18 protein-coding genes are annotated in these 16,683 nt (G+C 32.7%); 9 read left to right on the top strand and 9 right to left on the bottom strand.

The genetic code is table 11. The annotated features are described in order from the left end of the window. Nucleotides 1–25 precede the first annotated feature (25 nt). The 4 genes from petM (at nt 26) to infA (ending at nt 1,771) form a co-directional block, all read left to right on the top strand. On the top strand, nt 26–124 hold the full coding sequence (petM, locus tag PMT9312_RS06465) for a cytochrome b6-f complex subunit PetM (RefSeq protein ID WP_011132786.1): 99 nt from the start codon (nt 26–28) through the stop codon (nt 122–124). A gap of 57 nt (nt 125–181) precedes the next feature. Next, nucleotides 182–1,144, top strand: a complete 963-nt coding sequence (locus PMT9312_RS06460) for an NAD(P)H-binding protein (RefSeq protein ID WP_011376798.1) — start codon at nt 182–184, stop codon at nt 1,142–1,144. A 55-nt stretch (nt 1,145–1,199) separates the two neighbouring features. After that, nucleotides 1,200–1,412: a hypothetical protein gene (locus tag PMT9312_RS06455; protein ID WP_011376797.1), complete on the top strand. Its 213-nt coding sequence runs from the start codon at nt 1,200–1,202 to the stop codon at nt 1,410–1,412. A 92-nt stretch (nt 1,413–1,504) separates the two neighbouring features. Continuing rightward, the gene (infA, locus tag PMT9312_RS06450) at nt 1,505–1,771 is read left to right on the top strand and encodes a translation initiation factor IF-1 (protein WP_011376796.1); all 267 of its coding nucleotides are present in this window, start codon (nt 1,505–1,507) and stop codon (nt 1,769–1,771) included. Nucleotides 1,772–1,780: 9 nt separating this feature from the next. Here infA and trxB read toward each other — a convergent pair whose 3' ends face one another. The 3 genes from trxB to PMT9312_RS06435 form a co-directional block, all read right to left on the bottom strand. Then, nucleotides 1,781–3,157, bottom strand: coding sequence for a thioredoxin-disulfide reductase (trxB, locus tag PMT9312_RS06445; protein WP_011376795.1), 1,377 nt, complete (start codon nt 3,155–3,157; stop codon nt 1,781–1,783). 80 nt (nt 3,158–3,237) lie between these two features. Beyond that, nucleotides 3,238–3,462 (bottom strand): hypothetical protein, encoded by a 225-nt coding sequence (locus PMT9312_RS06440; protein ID WP_011376794.1) that lies wholly within the window; start codon nt 3,460–3,462, stop codon nt 3,238–3,240. Between the two features lie 154 nt (nt 3,463–3,616). Beyond that, nucleotides 3,617–4,195 (bottom strand): hypothetical protein, encoded by a 579-nt coding sequence (locus PMT9312_RS06435; protein WP_011376793.1) that lies wholly within the window; start codon nt 4,193–4,195, stop codon nt 3,617–3,619. A gap of 125 nt (nt 4,196–4,320) precedes the next feature. Here PMT9312_RS06435 and PMT9312_RS06430 point away from each other — a divergent pair, with 125 nt between their 5' ends. Genes PMT9312_RS06430 through PMT9312_RS06415 form a run of 4 tightly spaced genes read left to right on the top strand, consistent with a single transcriptional unit; the run spans nt 4,321 to nt 8,274 of the window. Next, nucleotides 4,321–5,451 (top strand): NAD(P) transhydrogenase subunit alpha, encoded by a 1,131-nt coding sequence (locus PMT9312_RS06430; protein ID WP_036924271.1) that lies wholly within the window; start codon nt 4,321–4,323, stop codon nt 5,449–5,451. Nucleotides 5,452–5,463: 12 nt separating this feature from the next. Further along, complete coding sequence (locus PMT9312_RS06425) at nt 5,464–5,757, top strand: NAD(P) transhydrogenase subunit alpha (protein WP_011376791.1); 294 nt, start codon at nt 5,464–5,466, stop codon at nt 5,755–5,757. Nucleotides 5,758–5,765: 8 nt separating this feature from the next. Next, entirely contained in the window at nt 5,766–7,205 is a 1,440-nt protein-coding gene (locus tag PMT9312_RS06420; RefSeq protein WP_011376790.1) for an NAD(P)(+) transhydrogenase (Re/Si-specific) subunit beta, read from the top strand. After that, the gene (locus tag PMT9312_RS06415) at nt 7,186–8,274 is read left to right on the top strand and encodes a YheT family hydrolase (protein ID WP_011376789.1); all 1,089 of its coding nucleotides are present in this window, start codon (nt 7,186–7,188) and stop codon (nt 8,272–8,274) included. Before PMT9312_RS06420 ends, PMT9312_RS06415 begins: the two co-directional genes overlap by 20 nt. On the opposite strand, the gene PMT9312_RS06410 is transcribed toward PMT9312_RS06415, so the two are convergent. Continuing rightward, nucleotides 8,261–8,611, bottom strand: a complete 351-nt coding sequence (locus PMT9312_RS06410) for a (2Fe-2S) ferredoxin domain-containing protein (RefSeq protein ID WP_011376788.1) — start codon at nt 8,609–8,611, stop codon at nt 8,261–8,263. The genes PMT9312_RS06415 and PMT9312_RS06410 overlap by 14 nt on opposite strands. A 238-nt stretch (nt 8,612–8,849) precedes the next feature. Between PMT9312_RS06410 and PMT9312_RS06405 the strand changes: the two genes are divergently transcribed. Further along, a complete protein-coding gene (locus tag PMT9312_RS06405) occupies nt 8,850–8,984 on the top strand; it encodes a high light inducible protein (protein ID WP_011376693.1) in 135 nt (44 codons plus the stop codon). A gap of 258 nt (nt 8,985–9,242) precedes the next feature. Here the strand turns inward: PMT9312_RS06405 and PMT9312_RS09615 are convergent, their stop codons facing one another. The 5 genes from PMT9312_RS09615 to PMT9312_RS06385 all read right to left on the bottom strand — a co-directional run bounded on the left by PMT9312_RS09615 (nt 9,243) and on the right by PMT9312_RS06385 (nt 16,547). Then, nucleotides 9,243–9,380: a hypothetical protein gene (locus PMT9312_RS09615; RefSeq protein WP_155105303.1), complete on the bottom strand. Its 138-nt coding sequence runs from the start codon at nt 9,378–9,380 to the stop codon at nt 9,243–9,245. A gap of 375 nt (nt 9,381–9,755) precedes the next feature. After that, the gene (locus tag PMT9312_RS06400; RefSeq protein ID WP_011376787.1) at nt 9,756–10,982 is read right to left on the bottom strand and encodes a 1-deoxy-D-xylulose-5-phosphate reductoisomerase; all 1,227 of its coding nucleotides are present in this window, start codon (nt 10,980–10,982) and stop codon (nt 9,756–9,758) included. 82 nt (nt 10,983–11,064) lie between these two features. After that, nucleotides 11,065–12,534: a cysteine--tRNA ligase gene (cysS, locus tag PMT9312_RS06395; RefSeq protein ID WP_011376786.1), complete on the bottom strand. Its 1,470-nt coding sequence runs from the start codon at nt 12,532–12,534 to the stop codon at nt 11,065–11,067. A gap of 24 nt (nt 12,535–12,558) precedes the next feature. Continuing rightward, entirely contained in the window at nt 12,559–15,489 is a 2,931-nt protein-coding gene (gene polA, locus PMT9312_RS06390) for a DNA polymerase I (protein WP_011376785.1), read from the bottom strand. Further along, a complete protein-coding gene (locus tag PMT9312_RS06385) occupies nt 15,486–16,547 on the bottom strand; it encodes an efflux RND transporter periplasmic adaptor subunit (RefSeq protein WP_011376784.1) in 1,062 nt (353 codons plus the stop codon). The genes polA and PMT9312_RS06385 overlap by 4 nt, the downstream gene beginning before the upstream one ends. Nucleotides 16,548–16,683: the final 136 nt, after the last annotated feature.

Below are 16,683 nucleotides of genomic sequence, written 5' to 3'. Positions count from 1 at the left end.
ATTATAGTAATGATTGAATTTTACTATGGCTAAAGAAATTTTTAGTATTGCTGCAGTTTTTTGGATACTGATACCAATAGGATTGGTTGGTGGTGCATTATTATTAAAGTTTCAAGGAGATTGATTCTCACGAATACATTACAAAGTGAGTTATGGTCTACAAGTTAAGTAAATCTTAAATATGAAGATTCTTTTAGTAGGGGCAACAGGGACTCTTGGAAGGCAAATAGCAAAGAAGGCTATAGAAGATGGACATGAAGTGAGATGTTTTGTTAGAAACCCAAAAAAATCTTCTTTTCTACAGGAGTGGGGTTGTGAACTAACAAAAGGTAATTTATTAAATTCTTCTGATATTAAATATGCATTGCAAGATATTGAAGTTGTTATTGATGCGGCAACCAGTAGACCAGATGACCCTAAAAGTATTTATGAAATAGATTGGGATGGAAAACTCAATTTATTCAATGCTTGTGAGGCCTTAAATGTAAAAAGAGTAATATTTCTTTCAATACTTCTAACAGAAAAATTTAGAAATGTTCCATTAATGGACATTAAATACTGTACTGAAAAACTTCTTGAGAAATCCGATCTAGAATATACAATCTTCAAATGTGCAGCTTTTATGCAAGGAGTTATAGGTCAATTCGCTATACCCATTTTAGATAGTCAAGCAGTATGGATGAGTGGAACTCCAACGAAAATTGCCTATATGAATACTCAAGACATGGCAAAAGTTATTGTTGCAGCAGTTAATAATCCAAAAACTCATAGAAAATCAATGCCATTAGTTGGTCCTAAAGCATGGGATTCAAACGAAGTTATATCCCTATGTGAAAAATTTAGCGAAAAGAAGGCTAAAATTTTTAGAGTTTCCCCCTTCCTTATTAGTATTACTCAAAAAGTGGTTTCTTTTTTTCAGGACTCTTTAAATGTTGCTGAAAGATTGGCTTTTGCTGAAGTGACAAGTAGTGGAGAATCATTAGATGCCGACATGAGCAGAACCTACGAAATATTGGATCTAAAAAAAGAAGATATGACATCTTTAGAAAGTTATATCAAAGAGTACTATCAACAAATACTTAAAAGATTAAAGGAAATGGAAGCAGATCTAAATATTGAAGAAAAAAAGAGATTACCTTTCTAATATTGCAATTATAGAGTTATATAGTATATTTGTACTATAAACTATATTAGTCGCTATGTCTGTATCTAGGTCTAAAAATCTTGAACGAAAACTTGATAATTTTGAAAAAGAAGCAAAAAATGAATTGAATAACGTCTGCGGATCTTCATTATGGGAAAGTCTTGGATTTGTTTTTTTTGATCAATTAGAAGATTCTGAAAAAATTGCGAAAGCTAATTTTTACTATGGTCAACTTCAAATAATTAATGAAATTAAATTTTCAATTTAAATTGAATTCCATATTTTTAAGCATTTAATTTTTCTATAATCAATTTTGGCCAATCTTTTTCTGATAATATAAATTTAGTAAAAAATTAATTAATGATTGAAACTTCAGGTGTAATAGAAAAAGAGCAGGGAAATGGATTTTATTTGGTTACCTTAGAGCAGCCTGAAGGTCATCAATGTTTATGCAGAGCTGCAGGTAAATTGACTAAATTTAGAATTAAATTATTAGCTGGAGACAAAGTGTTAGTTGAGATAAGTCCTTATGATCTTTCTAGAGGGAGGATAACTTATAGAGAGAGGAATGCAGGGGGTGCCAGACCTATGACTAATAAAAATAATCCTAAGAGGAATAATAAGTAAACATCTACTTTATATAATATTTTTTATAGCTTCTTTAAATTCACTTCTTTGTTTAACACCTTGCCATTGTTTTTTTAATAATTTGTCTTTAAAAAGTTGAACTGTTGGTGTACCGTTAATGCCTGCTTGTTTTGCAATATCTTGATCTTTATCAATATCTATTTCAACGCCGAGCACTGCACCATTTAATTCTTTAATTATCCTTTTTAATTGAGGTTTTAAGACATGACATGGGCCGCAGCTTGGGGAACTAAAAATCACTAAGAGAGGTTTTTTACTCTCGTGATAAAGTTTCCTCAATGCATAACTCCCTTTTTGCCATTCAGAATTTGAATCGAAGGTATCTTCATTAACTTCGTCTTCATTAAAATCTGATGAATTAAGTTTCTTATCTGGTTCGGGTGTTTCTCTAATTATTGTTTTTGCTAAGTTTTTCTCGGCTAGCCACCTTTCAGTCGCTAATGCAGCCATGCATCCTGTTCCTGCAGCAGTAACTCCTTGTCTCCATTCTGAATCAACAACATCACCTGCTGCGAAAATGCCTTCGACTGATGTCTCTGGCCGTCCTGGTTTGCAAGCAATATATCCTTTATTATCTAAATCAATTTTTTTGTCTAAGAACTTTGTATTAGGCGTATGTCCTATTGCGTAAAAAAGACCTTTAATATTGATTTCCCCTTTACCTTCTTGAGAATGGATAGTTTCTATTTTCTCAAGCCATTCAGAACCATTAGCTTTCTCTACTTTTGTTTCCCAGTGGATATGTATTTTTGGATTAGCTTTTACTCTGTCAACCATTGCTGCACTAGCTCTTAATTTCTCTGATCTAACAATCAAATGAACCTTGCTACCGTATTTTGTAAGGTATGCTGCTTCTTCGCATGCAGAGTCTCCGCCTCCTATGACAGCTAATTCTTCATCCCTAAATTGTGGGGTTGCTCCATCACAAATTGCACAAGCACTTATTCCTTTACTCCAGAATTTATCTTCATTTATGACTCCCAATCTATTTGCACTTGCCCCAGTTGCAATAATAATTGAATTCGCTTTTATAGTTCCATCTAAAGTTTTTAATTCAAAGGGATGCAAATCAGTATTAATCGAAACGACATCACTTTCGTATAAATTTGTACCCCATCTTTCAGCTTGAGCCTTCATTAGGTCCATCAGTTCAGGACCTAGTACTCCATCCGGGAAACCTGGATAATTTTCAACAAATGTTGTAGTCATTAATTGACCTCCAGGAATTCCACCGGAATTAAATCCTGTTACAAGCAAAGGTTGAAGATTTGCTCTTGCTGCATATATCGCAGCTGTATAACCTGCAGGTCCTGAGCCTATAATTACAACATTTTCTAAGTTTGAATTTTTCTCTTTATTTTCCATATTATTTGCTAATTTCAATTCTAATAATAATAAATAATCCCAAATAATGAAGGTCGGCCTTCACAAGATCGATTAATTATTTAATCGTTGAATTGTTGGTCTAGTAATTCCTTTAATTCCTTGGGGAAGTTTAAAACTGAATCTCTTAAATTTTCGTTCTTTTCTCCAATATGTAAAATCCACTCTCTAAATTCTTCTGCGATTGCATAACTGTCTTCATATCTTTCTAGAGTATCCATCGCAGAAATTCTGTTGGTAGCCCAACAGGTTGCAATATCAATTCTTTTCCTAATGAAATTTTCCATTGAAAGTTAAATGTTGTTAATACCTAAGCACAATAGATAATGCATGTAATGTCTAATAAGTTACAACTTTGTACTTCCAAACAATAATTTAATTATTAATTTATATTTGAGTCAGTTTTTGCGGTAATTATAAAGAAAATATAAAGAATAGGTGTTAAACTGCCTCGCTATGATTTGCAAGTAGCCTTTCGACTTCCTCGAAACCCTCTTTGGCTGAATTTACTGCAAGTTCCTCGCTAACTTTTTCTTCAGATACTAATTTTGCAGATATTTTCTTCAAAAGAGTTTCTTTCTTTTCTCTTAGTGAACTAACAATTTCCTCTTCAATAATAGATTTTATGGCTTTAGAAATTATTTTTTTATCATTAGCTTCTTCAAATGTACCCTGGACTAATTCCTGAATAAATAATCTATGCACTTCACTACTCCTTAAAAAGCTTTCTGTGGCATTGATAATTCCTTCAACAAGAGCTTCATCAGGTTCAGAATCATTTTCTGCTAACTTGAATTCCCAATCTAAATGTCTTCTTTGCCAGCCAGCCGAGTGAAGACTTGGCATGACTGTCTGTGAATAAGTATCAACAGACATTTCGTAAATTCTCTCTGCTAATTTCTCACACCAGTCTTTACCATGCTTTTCTAGATTCTTCTGCATAGCTTGTCTGGGAACAGCATGACCACCATGATGGCTGTGACATACTCCATCAGGACATTCGATTGCTTTTATACTCATTGGATTATTAGTACCTATATATATTTGATAGCTATTTTTTATAGAAAAGAAAATATATTTTTAACAAAAATCCAAGACTTTTGACTTTCTTCAATTTATATTTAGTATGTAAAAAAATAAATAAATTGACAAAGATACTTATTCCTTCCGAAACTAGCTCTGGTGAAAGGAGAGTTTCAGCTACTCCAGAAGCCGTAAAGAAATTAAAAAGCCATGGATGTGATGTATATATTGAAAGTTCAGCAGGAAAATTATCAGGATTTAGTGACTTATCATATGAAGAGTCGGGCGGCACAATAATCAGTAACTTAGATCAAAACATTTGGGGTGAAGCGGACATGATATTTTGTGTTCAAACTCCATCAGAGGATAATTTAATTAAATTAAAAAATGGTGCTGTTCTGCTTGGCCTTCTTAACCCATACGGTAACAAAGATCTTCTTAAGATAATAAATAGTAATAAGATTTCAGCTTTATCACTAGAGTTGCTTCCCAGAATTAGTAGGGCTCAATCTTCTGATGTTCTTTCTTCACAGGCTAATATTGCAGGATACAAAGCAGTCCTTTTAGCAGCAAGTGAGTTAGATAGATATTTCCCCATGCTGATGACTGCAGCAGGCACTGTTCAACCTGCCAAAGTTGTGGTTCTAGGTGGTGGCGTTGCAGGATTGCAGGCAGTTGCTACAGCAAAAAGACTTGGTGCAATAGTTTTTGTATCCGATATAAGGCCTGCTGTTAAAGAACAAGTTGAGTCCCTAGGCGCAAGATTTATAGAACTTCCTGAAGTTGACGAAAAACCAGGAGAGGCAGGAGGCTACGCAAAAGCTGTAACTCCTGAATTTCTTTCAAAACAGAAGGCTACTTTAACTAAATATTTATCTGAAGCAGATGTTGCCATCTGTACTGCACAAGTTTTGGGTAAAAAGGCACCTGTTTTAATAGACTCTCCAATGCTTGAAAAAATGAGACCTGGGGCTGTAGTGATAGATTTGGCAGTTTCTCAAGGAGGTAATTGCGAAGGAACAAAATCAAATGAAACTATTATCAAAGATGGTGTAAAGCTTATAGGTGCTGGTGAATTACCTTCATCAGTTCCTTACGATGCGAGTTCACTTTATGCTAAAAATTTAACATCTTTAATTACACCATTCATAAAAGATGGTGTAATTAAATTAGATAAAGAGGATGAACTTATTTCTGGATGTTTATTAAGTGATGAAGGAGTTGTCCTTCAAAATAAAGTTTTTGAAAATTGAGGTATTAGAATTATGTCTTTTATAAGTCTTCTTTGGGTCCTTTTACTTGGTAGTTTGTTAGGCCTGGAGTTAATTGGAAAAGTTCCTCCAACGCTTCATACTCCTTTAATGAGTGGAGCAAATGCAATTTCAGGAATAACAATGCTGGCAGCATTGACTTTAATAGTTAAAGCAGGAGAAAATGTGCCACTTTTAATCATCGGTTCAGTTTCTCTTGGATTTGCTCTTTTCAATGTTGTGGGAGGTTTCTTTGTAACTGATCGAATGCTCGCAATGTTTAGCCGTAAACCATCAAATAAGAAGTAATTATTAGTATGAATCTACCTGTAATCATTAAATTCGTTATTGACCTTATAGCTGTACTTTTACTCGCTTTGGGAATAAAAGGGTTGTCAAAAGTAAAATCAGCAAGGGATGCCAATAGATTAGCTGCATTCGCTATGTTTCTATCGGTAATAGGATTACTCTCTTATTACTTGGGGACTTCTGGAATTGCTATTCAGTCTTGGACTTGGATAATAATGGGATCAATAATAGGTAGTTTGCTCGGAGCAATCCTCGCAAAGAAAGTACCAATGACCTCTATGCCTGAAACAGTTGCTTTGTTTAATGGTTGTGGGGGAATGTCATCACTTTTAGTAGCCTTGGGAGTAGCTATTTTCCCAATATCTAATAGTTTTGAAAATGTTGATTTTTTAAAATCACTTATTAACGAAGTTTCTATATCGGTTTCTATATTTGTAGGTGCAATAACTTTCACTGGTTCCATTGTGGCAATGGCAAAGTTGCAGGGTTGGTTGTCAACGCCAGGATGGACTCAGAGCAAAGTTAGACATTTTGTAAATATTGTTTTTGCAGTTGCTTCCCTTATAGCTTTTTTTGATCTGATAAATGGCAATACAAGTTCTATTTGGATTTTAGTTATATTTTCTTCCTTATTAGGAATTGGAGTCACTCTGCCAATTGGAGGAGCCGATATGCCCGTTGTTATATCTTTATTAAATAGTTATTCAGGTATAGCAGCAGCATCAGCAGGTTTTGTTGTTGATAGTCAGCTTTTGATAGTGGCAGGCGCAATGGTTGGAGCAGCAGGTCTAATACTTACTCAAGTAATGTGCAAAGGTATGAATAGATCATTGGTTTCAGTGCTTTTTGGAGGATCTCTATCTGCTCAAAGTATGACCTCTTCTGGATCAGGAGAATATACTAATATAACTTCTTGTAGTGTTGAAGAATGTGCATTGACTTTAGAGGCTGCCAACAAGGTAATCATTGTTCCTGGTTATGGTCTCGCAGTAGCTCAAGCCCAACATACATTAAGGGAGGTAACAAAAAAACTAGAGCAAAATGGTATTGAAGTTGCCTATGCAATACATCCTGTAGCGGGCAGGATGCCAGGTCATATGAATGTACTCCTAGCAGAAGCAGATGTTCCTTACGAACAACTTAAAGAAATGGATGTTGTAAATCCTGATTTTCCAGCAACGGATGTTGTGTTGGTTTTAGGAGCAAATGATGTAGTTAATCCTCAGGCGAAAAATGATAGTTCTTCTCCTTTATACGGCATGCCAGTGCTCGATGTGCAGGAAGCAAGAACGGTATTCGTAATTAAAAGAGGTATGAGTGCAGGTTACTCCGGAATAAAAAATGATTTATTTGATCTGCCAAATACTTCGATGGTCTTTGGTGATGCAAAGAAGGTCTTGAATGATCTTATTGGAGAGTTAAAGGATCTTGGAGTTGGGGAGAAATAATAGTATATCTTCTAGTTTTTCAGATTACTTAAAAAATAGGCCATTTCAAGAAGTCTTACCTTGGATAGGTGGCGACTTACAAACTTTGAGAGATACCTTTGTTATTGATTTTGGTAAATCAAAAAAAAATATAAAAATATGCTTTCCGATTAATAAAATTCTTTCTGATAAATTTGAATGTGATTATCTTTTGGGATTTCTAGAATTACCTGAAAACTTAAGCTCATTAAGGGGTTTTGTTATCGTTACACATGGGTTAGGGGGCTCAACTAAACGTTTTGGTTTAAGAAGAATCTCTAGGAAATTAGCAAAAAATGGTTTCGGAGTTCTTAAATTAAATCTAAGAGGATCTGGGCCTGCGAGATATTTGGCTAAAGGAAATTATTGCGCTAAATGCTCTAGTGATGTTATTTCAGCAATTAAATATTTTAAAAAATTAATTAATTTAGAGTTCAAAGATCAAATTAAAAGGAATAATAAACTTCCAATATACGGCGTGGGATTATCATTAGGTGGCACAATTCTTTTAAATGCTTGCCTAGATTACGATGAAAACAATGGAGAAAAACTTTTAGATGGCTTAGCCTGCGTAAGTAGTCCTTTAGATTTGTCATCATGCAGCCTCTGTATTGAAAAACCTAGAAATTCTGTCTACCAAAAATGGTTACTTCACCGCTTAAAAAATCAGTTATGGGATGGATATAATGATGAAGGCAAAATTCTTAATAACGAGAAATTAAGAAAAAAAATTAGAAGTTTAAAAAGTATAAGGGAATTTGATCAGAAATTTACAGCTCCTAGTTGGGGATTTAATTCTTTAGAAGATTATTATGTTAAAGCTTCTCCAATATTTAGAATCCAGAAATTAATAAAAAAATTACCTCAAATACTTTTTATTCATGCCAAGGATGATCCTTGGGTTCCATATAAGGCTACTTTGAGTTTAAGAAAAGAATCTATTGATAAATTCACTATTTTTATAACTAAAAAGGGTGGCCATAATGGTTTTCACTCGATTAACGGCTGCTGGTCAGACGAAGCCGTAAAGAATTGGTTTATGAGTATCTAGGACTATTTAAAAATGGTGTTTTTTTAAAAATCCACTTTTCGATTGGCTTACCTTTAATAATATGTGAGGTAAAAATTTCTGAGATTTTTTCTGGAGAAACTTTCTCATACCAAATACCATCAGGCCAAACCAGAAGAATTGGCCCATTTTTGCATATTCTTAAACAGTCAGCTTTTGATCTCAAAATATGAAAGTTTTTAGTAGAGGGATCATTCTCAAATTTTTTTAAGGTCTTTTTTAGAGATTCCCATGTTTTTTGACCTTCATTGCTTTTAAAGCATTTTTGTTTTGTGGGTGTTGCGCATAGTAGAAGGTGTTTATGAATCTCTTTCCCCATTTTTAAAAATCTTTCCCATACTGCTTTAGGATAATTCTAAGGGATGGTTCAATAACCTGTTAAAAATTCTATTTCAACAATTAAAGTAAGTTCTTAAATCTTTAAAAGTTAGTTTTATAAGTTCAGCTTATAGAGGGTATGAGGGTAAGTAATTATACTCACGATTATAATTTTCCATTATTAGATTTGTTTCAAGATTGCATTAGGAAGCGTCTTAGCTAAACAACCAACCAAGCAAATGAACGAAACAAAAACAGTTGAGAAGGAAAAAATTGTAGCTGAGAAGCTCAATGGTAGATTTGCGATGATTGGCTTTATTGCCCTTATTGGCGCATATCTAACAACAGGACAAATTATTCCGGGGTTTGTATAAATGGATTTTATATCTAAAAAACAAGGATATGTACCCCTTAAGTTGGTTCCTTACATATTCTTTGTTGCGGTTGTTTTAAGCATCACAACAACAAATACATTCGTATAGTTTTCAAAACTTTCATCGTCATGGAAGTCAGCTAATAGGGATACAGGCTGACTTTTTTAATGGGTATTGAGCAAATGGTTTTCAAGTATTAAAAGAAACCAATAATTAAAAGATCTAGAATATTAAATAAAACATTTACGTTCTGAACTACTAGCAATTATTTTCAAATTCAGGCCTTAATTTAGTAAGTCTTGAGATCTCTAATTCAAGTTCCTCTTCGGAATTAAAACCTAAGTCATCATAGGAATCTAAACCTAATGAAGTTTCTCTTTTTAAAATTATTTCCATTTTTCTATAAATTAATAACTTAATACTAGATTTTTATAATTTAAAATAAATACTTAGTTTTTGATTCAACACCTTTTAACCAATTTAATAATTGACAATATAGTTACATTACAATGTATATTTGAGGTCCTTTTTTTTATTAATAGAAGATAAAGGATTCAACGTGACTCAAGGAATGACTTTACTACTTTTGAAGCCATTAAATTTTCCTCCTAATTATATTTTAAATCTAATAATTTACATAACTAACCCTAGAAATAATATTGGTTATTAATGAGACGCTTACTTCCTAATCCCACTAATAGAAACACTTGAGTTATCTAATAGTATTAAAAAAGGTTTGGTCAGTTAATTCCTTTTTTATATTCACTTTTATCAAATACTTACGTATTTTTTCCCTTTTTTTATTTCTTGCTTAACGAAAATTCTGGCCCAATTATCCACTTCAAGAATATCCTCCAATTCGGGACTCAAATTCAAATTCTCCATATGTGATTCACAAGCTTTACTTATAAATGTTGGAATTTCTTGAAAAGAAATTTTTTCTTTAAGGAATTGTTCAACAGCCATTTCGTTAGCAGCATTTAAGACTGCAGGCATAGTCCCTGAAGATTTTCCTGCGGCATAAGCAAGTCCCATGCATGGATATTTAAACTCGTCTGGCTCTTTAAAAGTTAATTTTCCAATTTCACTTAGGTTTAATCTTTTCCAATTTGTTTTAAACCTTTCAGGCCAACTCATCGCATATAAAATAGGTAGCTTCATATCTGGCCAACCTAATTGAGCTAATACTGAAGAATCTTCCATCTCAATCATTGAATGAATAATACTTTGAGGGTGAATAACTATTTCGATATTTTCGTAAGAGGTCCCAAATAAATAATGAGCTTCTATAACTTCTAATCCTTTATTCATAAGAGTTGCAGAATCTACAGTTATTTTTTTTCCCATATCCCAATTAGGATGTGAAGTCGCATCTTCCACTGTGACATGCTTTAAATTCTCAACGGGCCAATCTCTGAAAGCACCACCAGAAGCTGTTAAATGTATGGCTTTTAAACCCTTAGGCATCACTCCTGTTGAAAAATCTGCATTTTCATAATTAGGTAATCCTTGTAAGCATTGAAAGATAGCAGAGTGTTCTGAATCAGCAGGTAAAAGCCTACTATTATTTTTCTTTAATGCAGGAATAACAATTGGCCCTGCTGCAATTAAAGTTTCTTTGTTAGCAAGGGCAATATTTTTCCCCGCATTAATTGCTGACATTGTTGGAATTAAGCCTGCACATCCTACTATCCCGGTTATAACTGTATCTGCCTTATCCCAAGCTGCAACTGCGTTAATCCCCTCCTTTCCACCCAAAACCAAGGGAGCACTATCCAAATCTAAGTTATTAATATTATCTTTTAAATCTTCTATAAGATTTTCATCCTCAATTGCAACTACTTCTGGTTTATGTGTTTTAACTTGTTCAGTTAATAAAGTAATATTTCGTCCTGCCGAAAGAGCTACGGCTTTAAACTTATCAGGCTGCTCACTAGCTATTTCGAGAGTCTGAGTCCCTATTGAACCAGTAGAACCGAGAACAGTAATGTATTTCAATTTTCTCTGATATTTCTAATATCTTCCCACTTAAAGGTGTATTTAAAAAACAAAAATTTCAAATTGGGTTTTTTCTTAAAATTTAGACCCTTATCCATGTTGTTATTTCCTTTGATTGATCAATAAGTTCAATACCTTTTTCTTTTAACAAATTCCTGATTTCATCAGCCTTCGCATAATTCTTTCCCTTTTTTGCTTTCAATCTTTCATTAATAAGCGATGATATTTCTTCTTCTGTTATTTTCCTTTCTTTTACTAAAACCTCTTTTTTAAGACCAAGTACCTCAGTCAACTTTTCAAGAGTTTTAAAATTCTCAAGTAGAAAGAATTTTTCATTTAGGTCTATTTTTAAACCTTCAATCCTTTGAAATTGGTTTAAAAAGTTTTTTAATGGTTTGGCTAAATCGTAAATAATTGCAATAGCACCTGCTGTATTAAGGTCATTTCCTAGAGCTTCAGAAAATTTAAGCTTTTTTTGAGATAATTCAAAACTTAATTTCTCTTTATATTCCTCTTCGATAGATTCATTTTTATCAATAGATCTAAAAGCACCTTTTGTAAGGTCCATAAAAGAAAGGGCTAGATTAATGTTTTTCCAAGCTTCTGCAGCACTCCTTAAAGCTTCTTCAGTAAAATCAAGTGGTTTTCTATAATTCACAGTCATAACAAAATATCGCAAAGTCATAGGGCTTATACCTGACTTAATTAGCTCTCTGATAGTTTTAAAATTTTTAAGGGATTTACTCATCTTTTGTCCATTTACATTGACCATCCCATTATGTAACCAATAGTTCGCTAGCTTTTTGCCATTGGCTGCTTCTGATTGGGCGATTTCATTCTCATGATGTGGAAAAATTAAATCAGAACCACCTAAATGGATATCAATAGTATCTCCTAATTCATCTTTAACCATCGCCGAACATTCAATATGCCATCCTGGCCTACCTCTACCCCATGGCGAATCAAAAAATGGTTCATCATTTTTGGCTTTTTTCCATAGTGCAAAATCTTGCGGATTTTGTTTTTTATTATTTTCCTCATTAGCCATTCTTCCTTGCTTATTGATATTTTGTTCTTGTATATTTTGATTACTTAGCTTTCCATAATTTTTATTTTTAAAAACAGAATAATAAACATCTCCATCCCTAGAGTATGCATAACCTTTGTCCTCAAGGATTGTTATGAAGGAGCAGATATTGCATATATGATTCGTTGCTCTTGGCATACTATCCGGACGCATTATCCCTAAAGAATCCATATCCTTATGAAATTCAATAATATTCTTTTCAGATACTTCCTTCATTGAACTACTTTCTTCTTTCGCTCTTTTTAAGATTTTGTCATCAATATCTGTAAAATTTTGAACATACTTCACTTTGAAATCACTGTAAATTAAAAATCTTCTCAATACATCCCAAGCTATATAACTTCTGGCATGACCAAGATGACATAAGTCATAAACAGTTACTCCACAACAATAGATTTTTACTACATCATCAATAGGTTTAAAAACCTCAACTCTTTTGCTTAAAGTATTAAAAAGTTTGATCATCTTAAATTAAGTATTTCATAAGGTTTATTTTGTCTCCATCCAATTGTCTCCAATGCCAATATCAACTAAAAGAGGCACATTCAATTTTACACAATCTTCCATAGTCTTCTTCACTAATTTCGTCGTAATTTCCAACGAATCTGGTTCAACTTCAAACAATAATTCATCATGTACTTGTAAAAGCATTTTTGCTGGAACATTCATTTCTATGAATTTCTTATTTATTTGAACCATTGCAATTTTAATAATGTCTGCACTTGAACCCTGAATTGGTGCATTAGCTGCGGCTCTTAATGACTGTGCTTCCATGCCAGCCCTTCTTGCGGATTGCAAGTCAATTTCGTAAGGATCTTTCCCTATTAATCTTCCAAGTCCATTTTTATCAAACTTAAATTCTCTCTTTCGACCAAAAATTGTTTTTACATATCCTTTTGATAAGGCAAGCCTTTCTTGGAGTTCAAGAAATTTGAAAATTTTTGAATATCTTTCTTTGTATTTTATTAGGAATTCTTTTGCCTCTGGAGTACTTACTCCTGTTGAACGGGCAAACTTTTTGATCCCCATACCATAGATAACTCCAAAATTTATTGTTTTTCCAACTCTCCTTTCGTCGGATGATATTTCTTCTTTCTCGAAAATTAATCTTGCAGTCAAAGAATGAATATCATCATTTTTATGAAATGCATTAATTAATATTTCTTCATCCGCTAAGTGAGCAAGTATTCTTAATTCGATCTGAGAATAATCAGCTGATAAAAGTTTCCAATTTTTTTCAGGCAAGAATGCTTTTCTGATTCTCCTACTAAATTCAGTCCTAACCGGGATATTTTGAAGATTAGGATTGCTACTACTTAGCCTCCCAGTCGCTGTAGCAGCTTGATTAAAGTTTGTATGAACCCTTCCTGTCTTTTCGTTAATAAGATTTGGAAGAGCATCAATATAGGTGCTTAGTAATTTGCTAAGAGTTCTATGTTTTATTAAATATTGAATTATTTCATGTTCGTCGACTAATCTTTCTAGAACTACTGCATCCGTACTCCATCCTGTTTTTGTTTTCCTTGATTTCTTTTTATCCAAATTTAATTTTTCAAACAAGATCTCACCAAGTTGTTTTGGTGAAGATAGATTAAAATTTCCTTCCGCTAATTCATAAACTTTACTTTCAATATCTTCTAAGGTACTTTTTAGTTCTTTTGAGAGTTTATCCAAATAAGGGATGTCTATAGTGATGCCATTCATTTCCATTTGGGATAATACCGGCTCTAAAGGTAGCTCAATTTCTTCGAAAAGTTTGATTAATTCATCTTTTTCCATTGAGAATCTTTCTTTAAAAATTTTGACGATTTTAAAAGTTAGGAATACATCATAACCGCAGTAAACACTTGCTTCATCAATATCAACAAATGAAAAGTCTTTATTTTTTCCAACTGTTTCCTTAAATGAAGGGGGCTTAAATCCAAATAATCTAAAACTAATTTCACTTAACCCGTGCTTTTCCTGATTATTTAGAAGATAGTCTGCTAACAAGGTGTCAAAGGTTACTCCTTTAAGATCAAGTCCGTGATTAAAAAATATTTGCCTGTCAAATTTAGAATTTTGGAGTGCCTTTTCTTTTTTTGGATCTTCAATCCAAGTTCTTATTTTTGAAAAAACTTCTTCGATTGATAATTGATTGGTAGTTTCTTTTTTTGTTTGATGACCAAGAGGTATATAAAATAAATCATCAGTTTCTTCTCCAAGACATAATCCTATCCCAACAAGTTCGGCATCGATTGGATTTAAACTATTAGTCTCTGTATCTAAAGAAACTATCTCATTAGTCTTTTCTAATCTTTGAATTAATTTATCAAGTAATTCAAAATTATTTACAATAGTTACGCTGATTTTAGGGATTTTATTCTCACGATTGTCCAATTCATTTTTACTAGAGACTTTTGGTGCCTTCTCGTCCACTTTAGCTACATTATTTTTGTCAAAACCACCTTTACTAAAAGTTGAATTGAAAATATCAATTTGCCGAAGTAGTGTTGATAATTCTAGTTTTTGCAGTGACTCTGAAAGAAGTTCTTGATTTATATTTTTTAGTTCATAACCATCACTTAATATCAAAGGTACTTCAGTATTAATTTTTGCTAAATCTCTAGAAAGATAAGCATTATATTTATCATTTTTGAGCTTTTCTATAACTGAACCTTTGATGAATCCTTTATATTTTTTATCATTGTTCTGCAGAATTTTGTCCAAAGCCTGATAGATTCCATCAAGTGTATCGTTTTCTTTTAGTAGATTAATTGCGGTTTTTGGACCTACACCTTTAATTCCAGGAATATTATCAGAACTATCACCAGTTAGAGCTTTAAGATCAACCACTCTTTCTGGAACTACACCTAATTTTTCTTTTACTCCATTTTCATTAATTAGGGTTGGATTACCACTTTTTGCATATGGACCACCACCCATATAAAGGACATAAATACCTTTTTGATCATCAACTAATTGAAATAAATCCCTATCTCCAGAAAGAATATTCACGCACCATCCTTTAGAAGAAGCGTCATTTGCAATTGTGCCTAGGAGATCATCTGCTTCGTAACCTGGAGATTTGAAAATTGGTAAATTAAGACTTTCTTCTAAAATGATTTCTAGTTGTTCAATATCCTGAAAAAAAACATCAGGTGCTACATCTCTATTTGCCTTATAATTTGGATCTAATTCATGCCTGAAAGTAGGTTTTTCTGTGTCAAAAGTAATACAAACACCCTCAGGACTTATATTTTTGCAATTATCCAGAAGGCTTTTTAGAAATCCATATGTGACACTTGTTGGGAAACCCTCTTTGGTAGTTAAACCTCCATCAATCCCTTTGCTAAATGCATAGAAGCTTCTAAAAGCAAGTGAGTGACCATCGACTAAAAGTAAAATTGGTTTTTTAGAGTTTTCTGATTTTAAACTCATTTTCTTTTCTTAGCCCAAGGTGGAATATCAATAAAGATTTGCTCTCCAGGTTCTAATCCATTAATTACTGAAGTTTTATTTCCACTACTAATACCAATTTCTATTTTTTCAAATTTGGGAGAATTGTTTTTATCAACTTTCAAGATTCCCTTTTCACCTTTTTCAGTGACAATAGAAACTGTTGGTACTAGGATTTTTTCTTCATTACCTTCAACTCTAAATTCAAGATCAGCAGTCATTCCAATTTTTATTTCTTCAGAAATATCTTTAAAATTTAAAGTTACTTCGAATGAGGTAACATTATTATCTTTTACAGCTCTTGTAGCTATTTTTTCAACTATGGCAGTATATTTTTTTGATGGATAAGCCTCAATTCTTACAGAAGCTTCTTGACCTATTTTTATTCTACCAATGTCACTCTCAGGAACTTTCGCAACAATTTCGAGGCCCTCTGATAGTTCAAAAATAAAGTTTTTCGTTTTAGAGTCTGAACTTAAATTTGTGCTTGGGGTGACATAAGATCCTATCTCCGCATATTTTGCAGTTATCTTTCCTCCATAAGGAGCTTTAATTATATAAAAACTTTTTTCAGCTTTTGCATCATTAAGTTTGGCGCTACTAATGTCGTAGCTATTTTTATAACTTTCGTAATCTTCTTTGCTTACTGCACCTTCTTGATATAAATATTCTCTTCTTAAAAATTCAGATTTTTGTTTTTCTATATTTAATTCAAGTTCTTCAATTTTATAGATGAAATCTTCATCATCAAGAGAAGCCAAAACCTGATCTTTTTTTACAAGATCGCCTTCCTCTACTTTAATTTCTTTTATTACACCTTGCTTCCTAGGACCAATATTGCTTGTCCTGATTGCTTTTACTTCACCACTTGTATTAATTGAATCTGAGAGGATTCCTTTTTCAACTTGAACGACAAAATCAGAAATATCTTTTGATTTATTTTTCTTGAAGGAATTGGTTATAAAAACGAAAAATATAGCTAGAGAAAGCAATATAATTCCACTTCTTAGATTTATATTTTTTTTTATTAAATCAAGCATTTCTTTTGAAAAACGGCAGTAGATAATATTTAGAAACTAAATAAATAATCAAGACGATTATAATTAACTTATCCAAGATTGGTTAAGTAAATACTATATTACTAGAAGATGTTTTCTTGATAATTTTTCCATAAAT

The sequence above is a fragment of the Prochlorococcus marinus str. MIT 9312 genome (genome assembly GCF_000012645.1).
In the GTDB taxonomy this organism is placed as follows: Bacteria; Cyanobacteriota; Cyanobacteriia; order PCC-6307; family Cyanobiaceae; genus Prochlorococcus_A; species Prochlorococcus_A marinus_L.
Note: the sequence above shows the minus strand (reverse complement) of the source record. Positions and strands in the feature narration are given on the sequence as shown.

Bases quoted from the DNA above. Each gene is read 5' to 3' on its own strand.
- petM (WP_011132786.1), top strand. From the start codon at position 26: ATGGCTAAAGAAATTTTTAGTATTGCTGCAGTTTTTTGGATACTGATA.
- PMT9312_RS06460 (WP_011376798.1), top strand. From the start codon at position 182: ATGAAGATTCTTTTAGTAGGGGCAACAGGGACTCTTGGAAGGCAAATA.
- PMT9312_RS06455 (WP_011376797.1), top strand. From the start codon at position 1,200: ATGTCTGTATCTAGGTCTAAAAATCTTGAACGAAAACTTGATAATTTT.
- infA (WP_011376796.1), top strand. From the start codon at position 1,505: ATGATTGAAACTTCAGGTGTAATAGAAAAAGAGCAGGGAAATGGATTT.
- trxB (WP_011376795.1), bottom strand. From the start codon at position 3,157: ATGGAAAATAAAGAGAAAAATTCAAACTTAGAAAATGTTGTAATTATA.
- PMT9312_RS06440 (WP_011376794.1), bottom strand. From the start codon at position 3,462: ATGGAAAATTTCATTAGGAAAAGAATTGATATTGCAACCTGTTGGGCT.
- PMT9312_RS06435 (WP_011376793.1), bottom strand. From the start codon at position 4,195: ATGAGTATAAAAGCAATCGAATGTCCTGATGGAGTATGTCACAGCCAT.
- PMT9312_RS06425 (WP_011376791.1), top strand. From the start codon at position 5,464: ATGTCTTTTATAAGTCTTCTTTGGGTCCTTTTACTTGGTAGTTTGTTA.
- PMT9312_RS06420 (WP_011376790.1), top strand. From the start codon at position 5,766: ATGAATCTACCTGTAATCATTAAATTCGTTATTGACCTTATAGCTGTA.
- PMT9312_RS06410 (WP_011376788.1), bottom strand. From the start codon at position 8,611: ATGGGGAAAGAGATTCATAAACACCTTCTACTATGCGCAACACCCACA.
- PMT9312_RS06405 (WP_011376693.1), top strand. From the start codon at position 8,850: ATGAACGAAACAAAAACAGTTGAGAAGGAAAAAATTGTAGCTGAGAAG.
- PMT9312_RS09615 (WP_155105303.1), bottom strand. From the start codon at position 9,380: ATGGAAATAATTTTAAAAAGAGAAACTTCATTAGGTTTAGATTCCTAT.
- cysS (WP_011376786.1), bottom strand. From the start codon at position 12,534: ATGATCAAACTTTTTAATACTTTAAGCAAAAGAGTTGAGGTTTTTAAA.
- polA (WP_011376785.1), bottom strand. From the start codon at position 15,489: ATGAGTTTAAAATCAGAAAACTCTAAAAAACCAATTTTACTTTTAGTC.
- PMT9312_RS06385 (WP_011376784.1), bottom strand. From the start codon at position 16,547: ATGCTTGATTTAATAAAAAAAAATATAAATCTAAGAAGTGGAATTATA.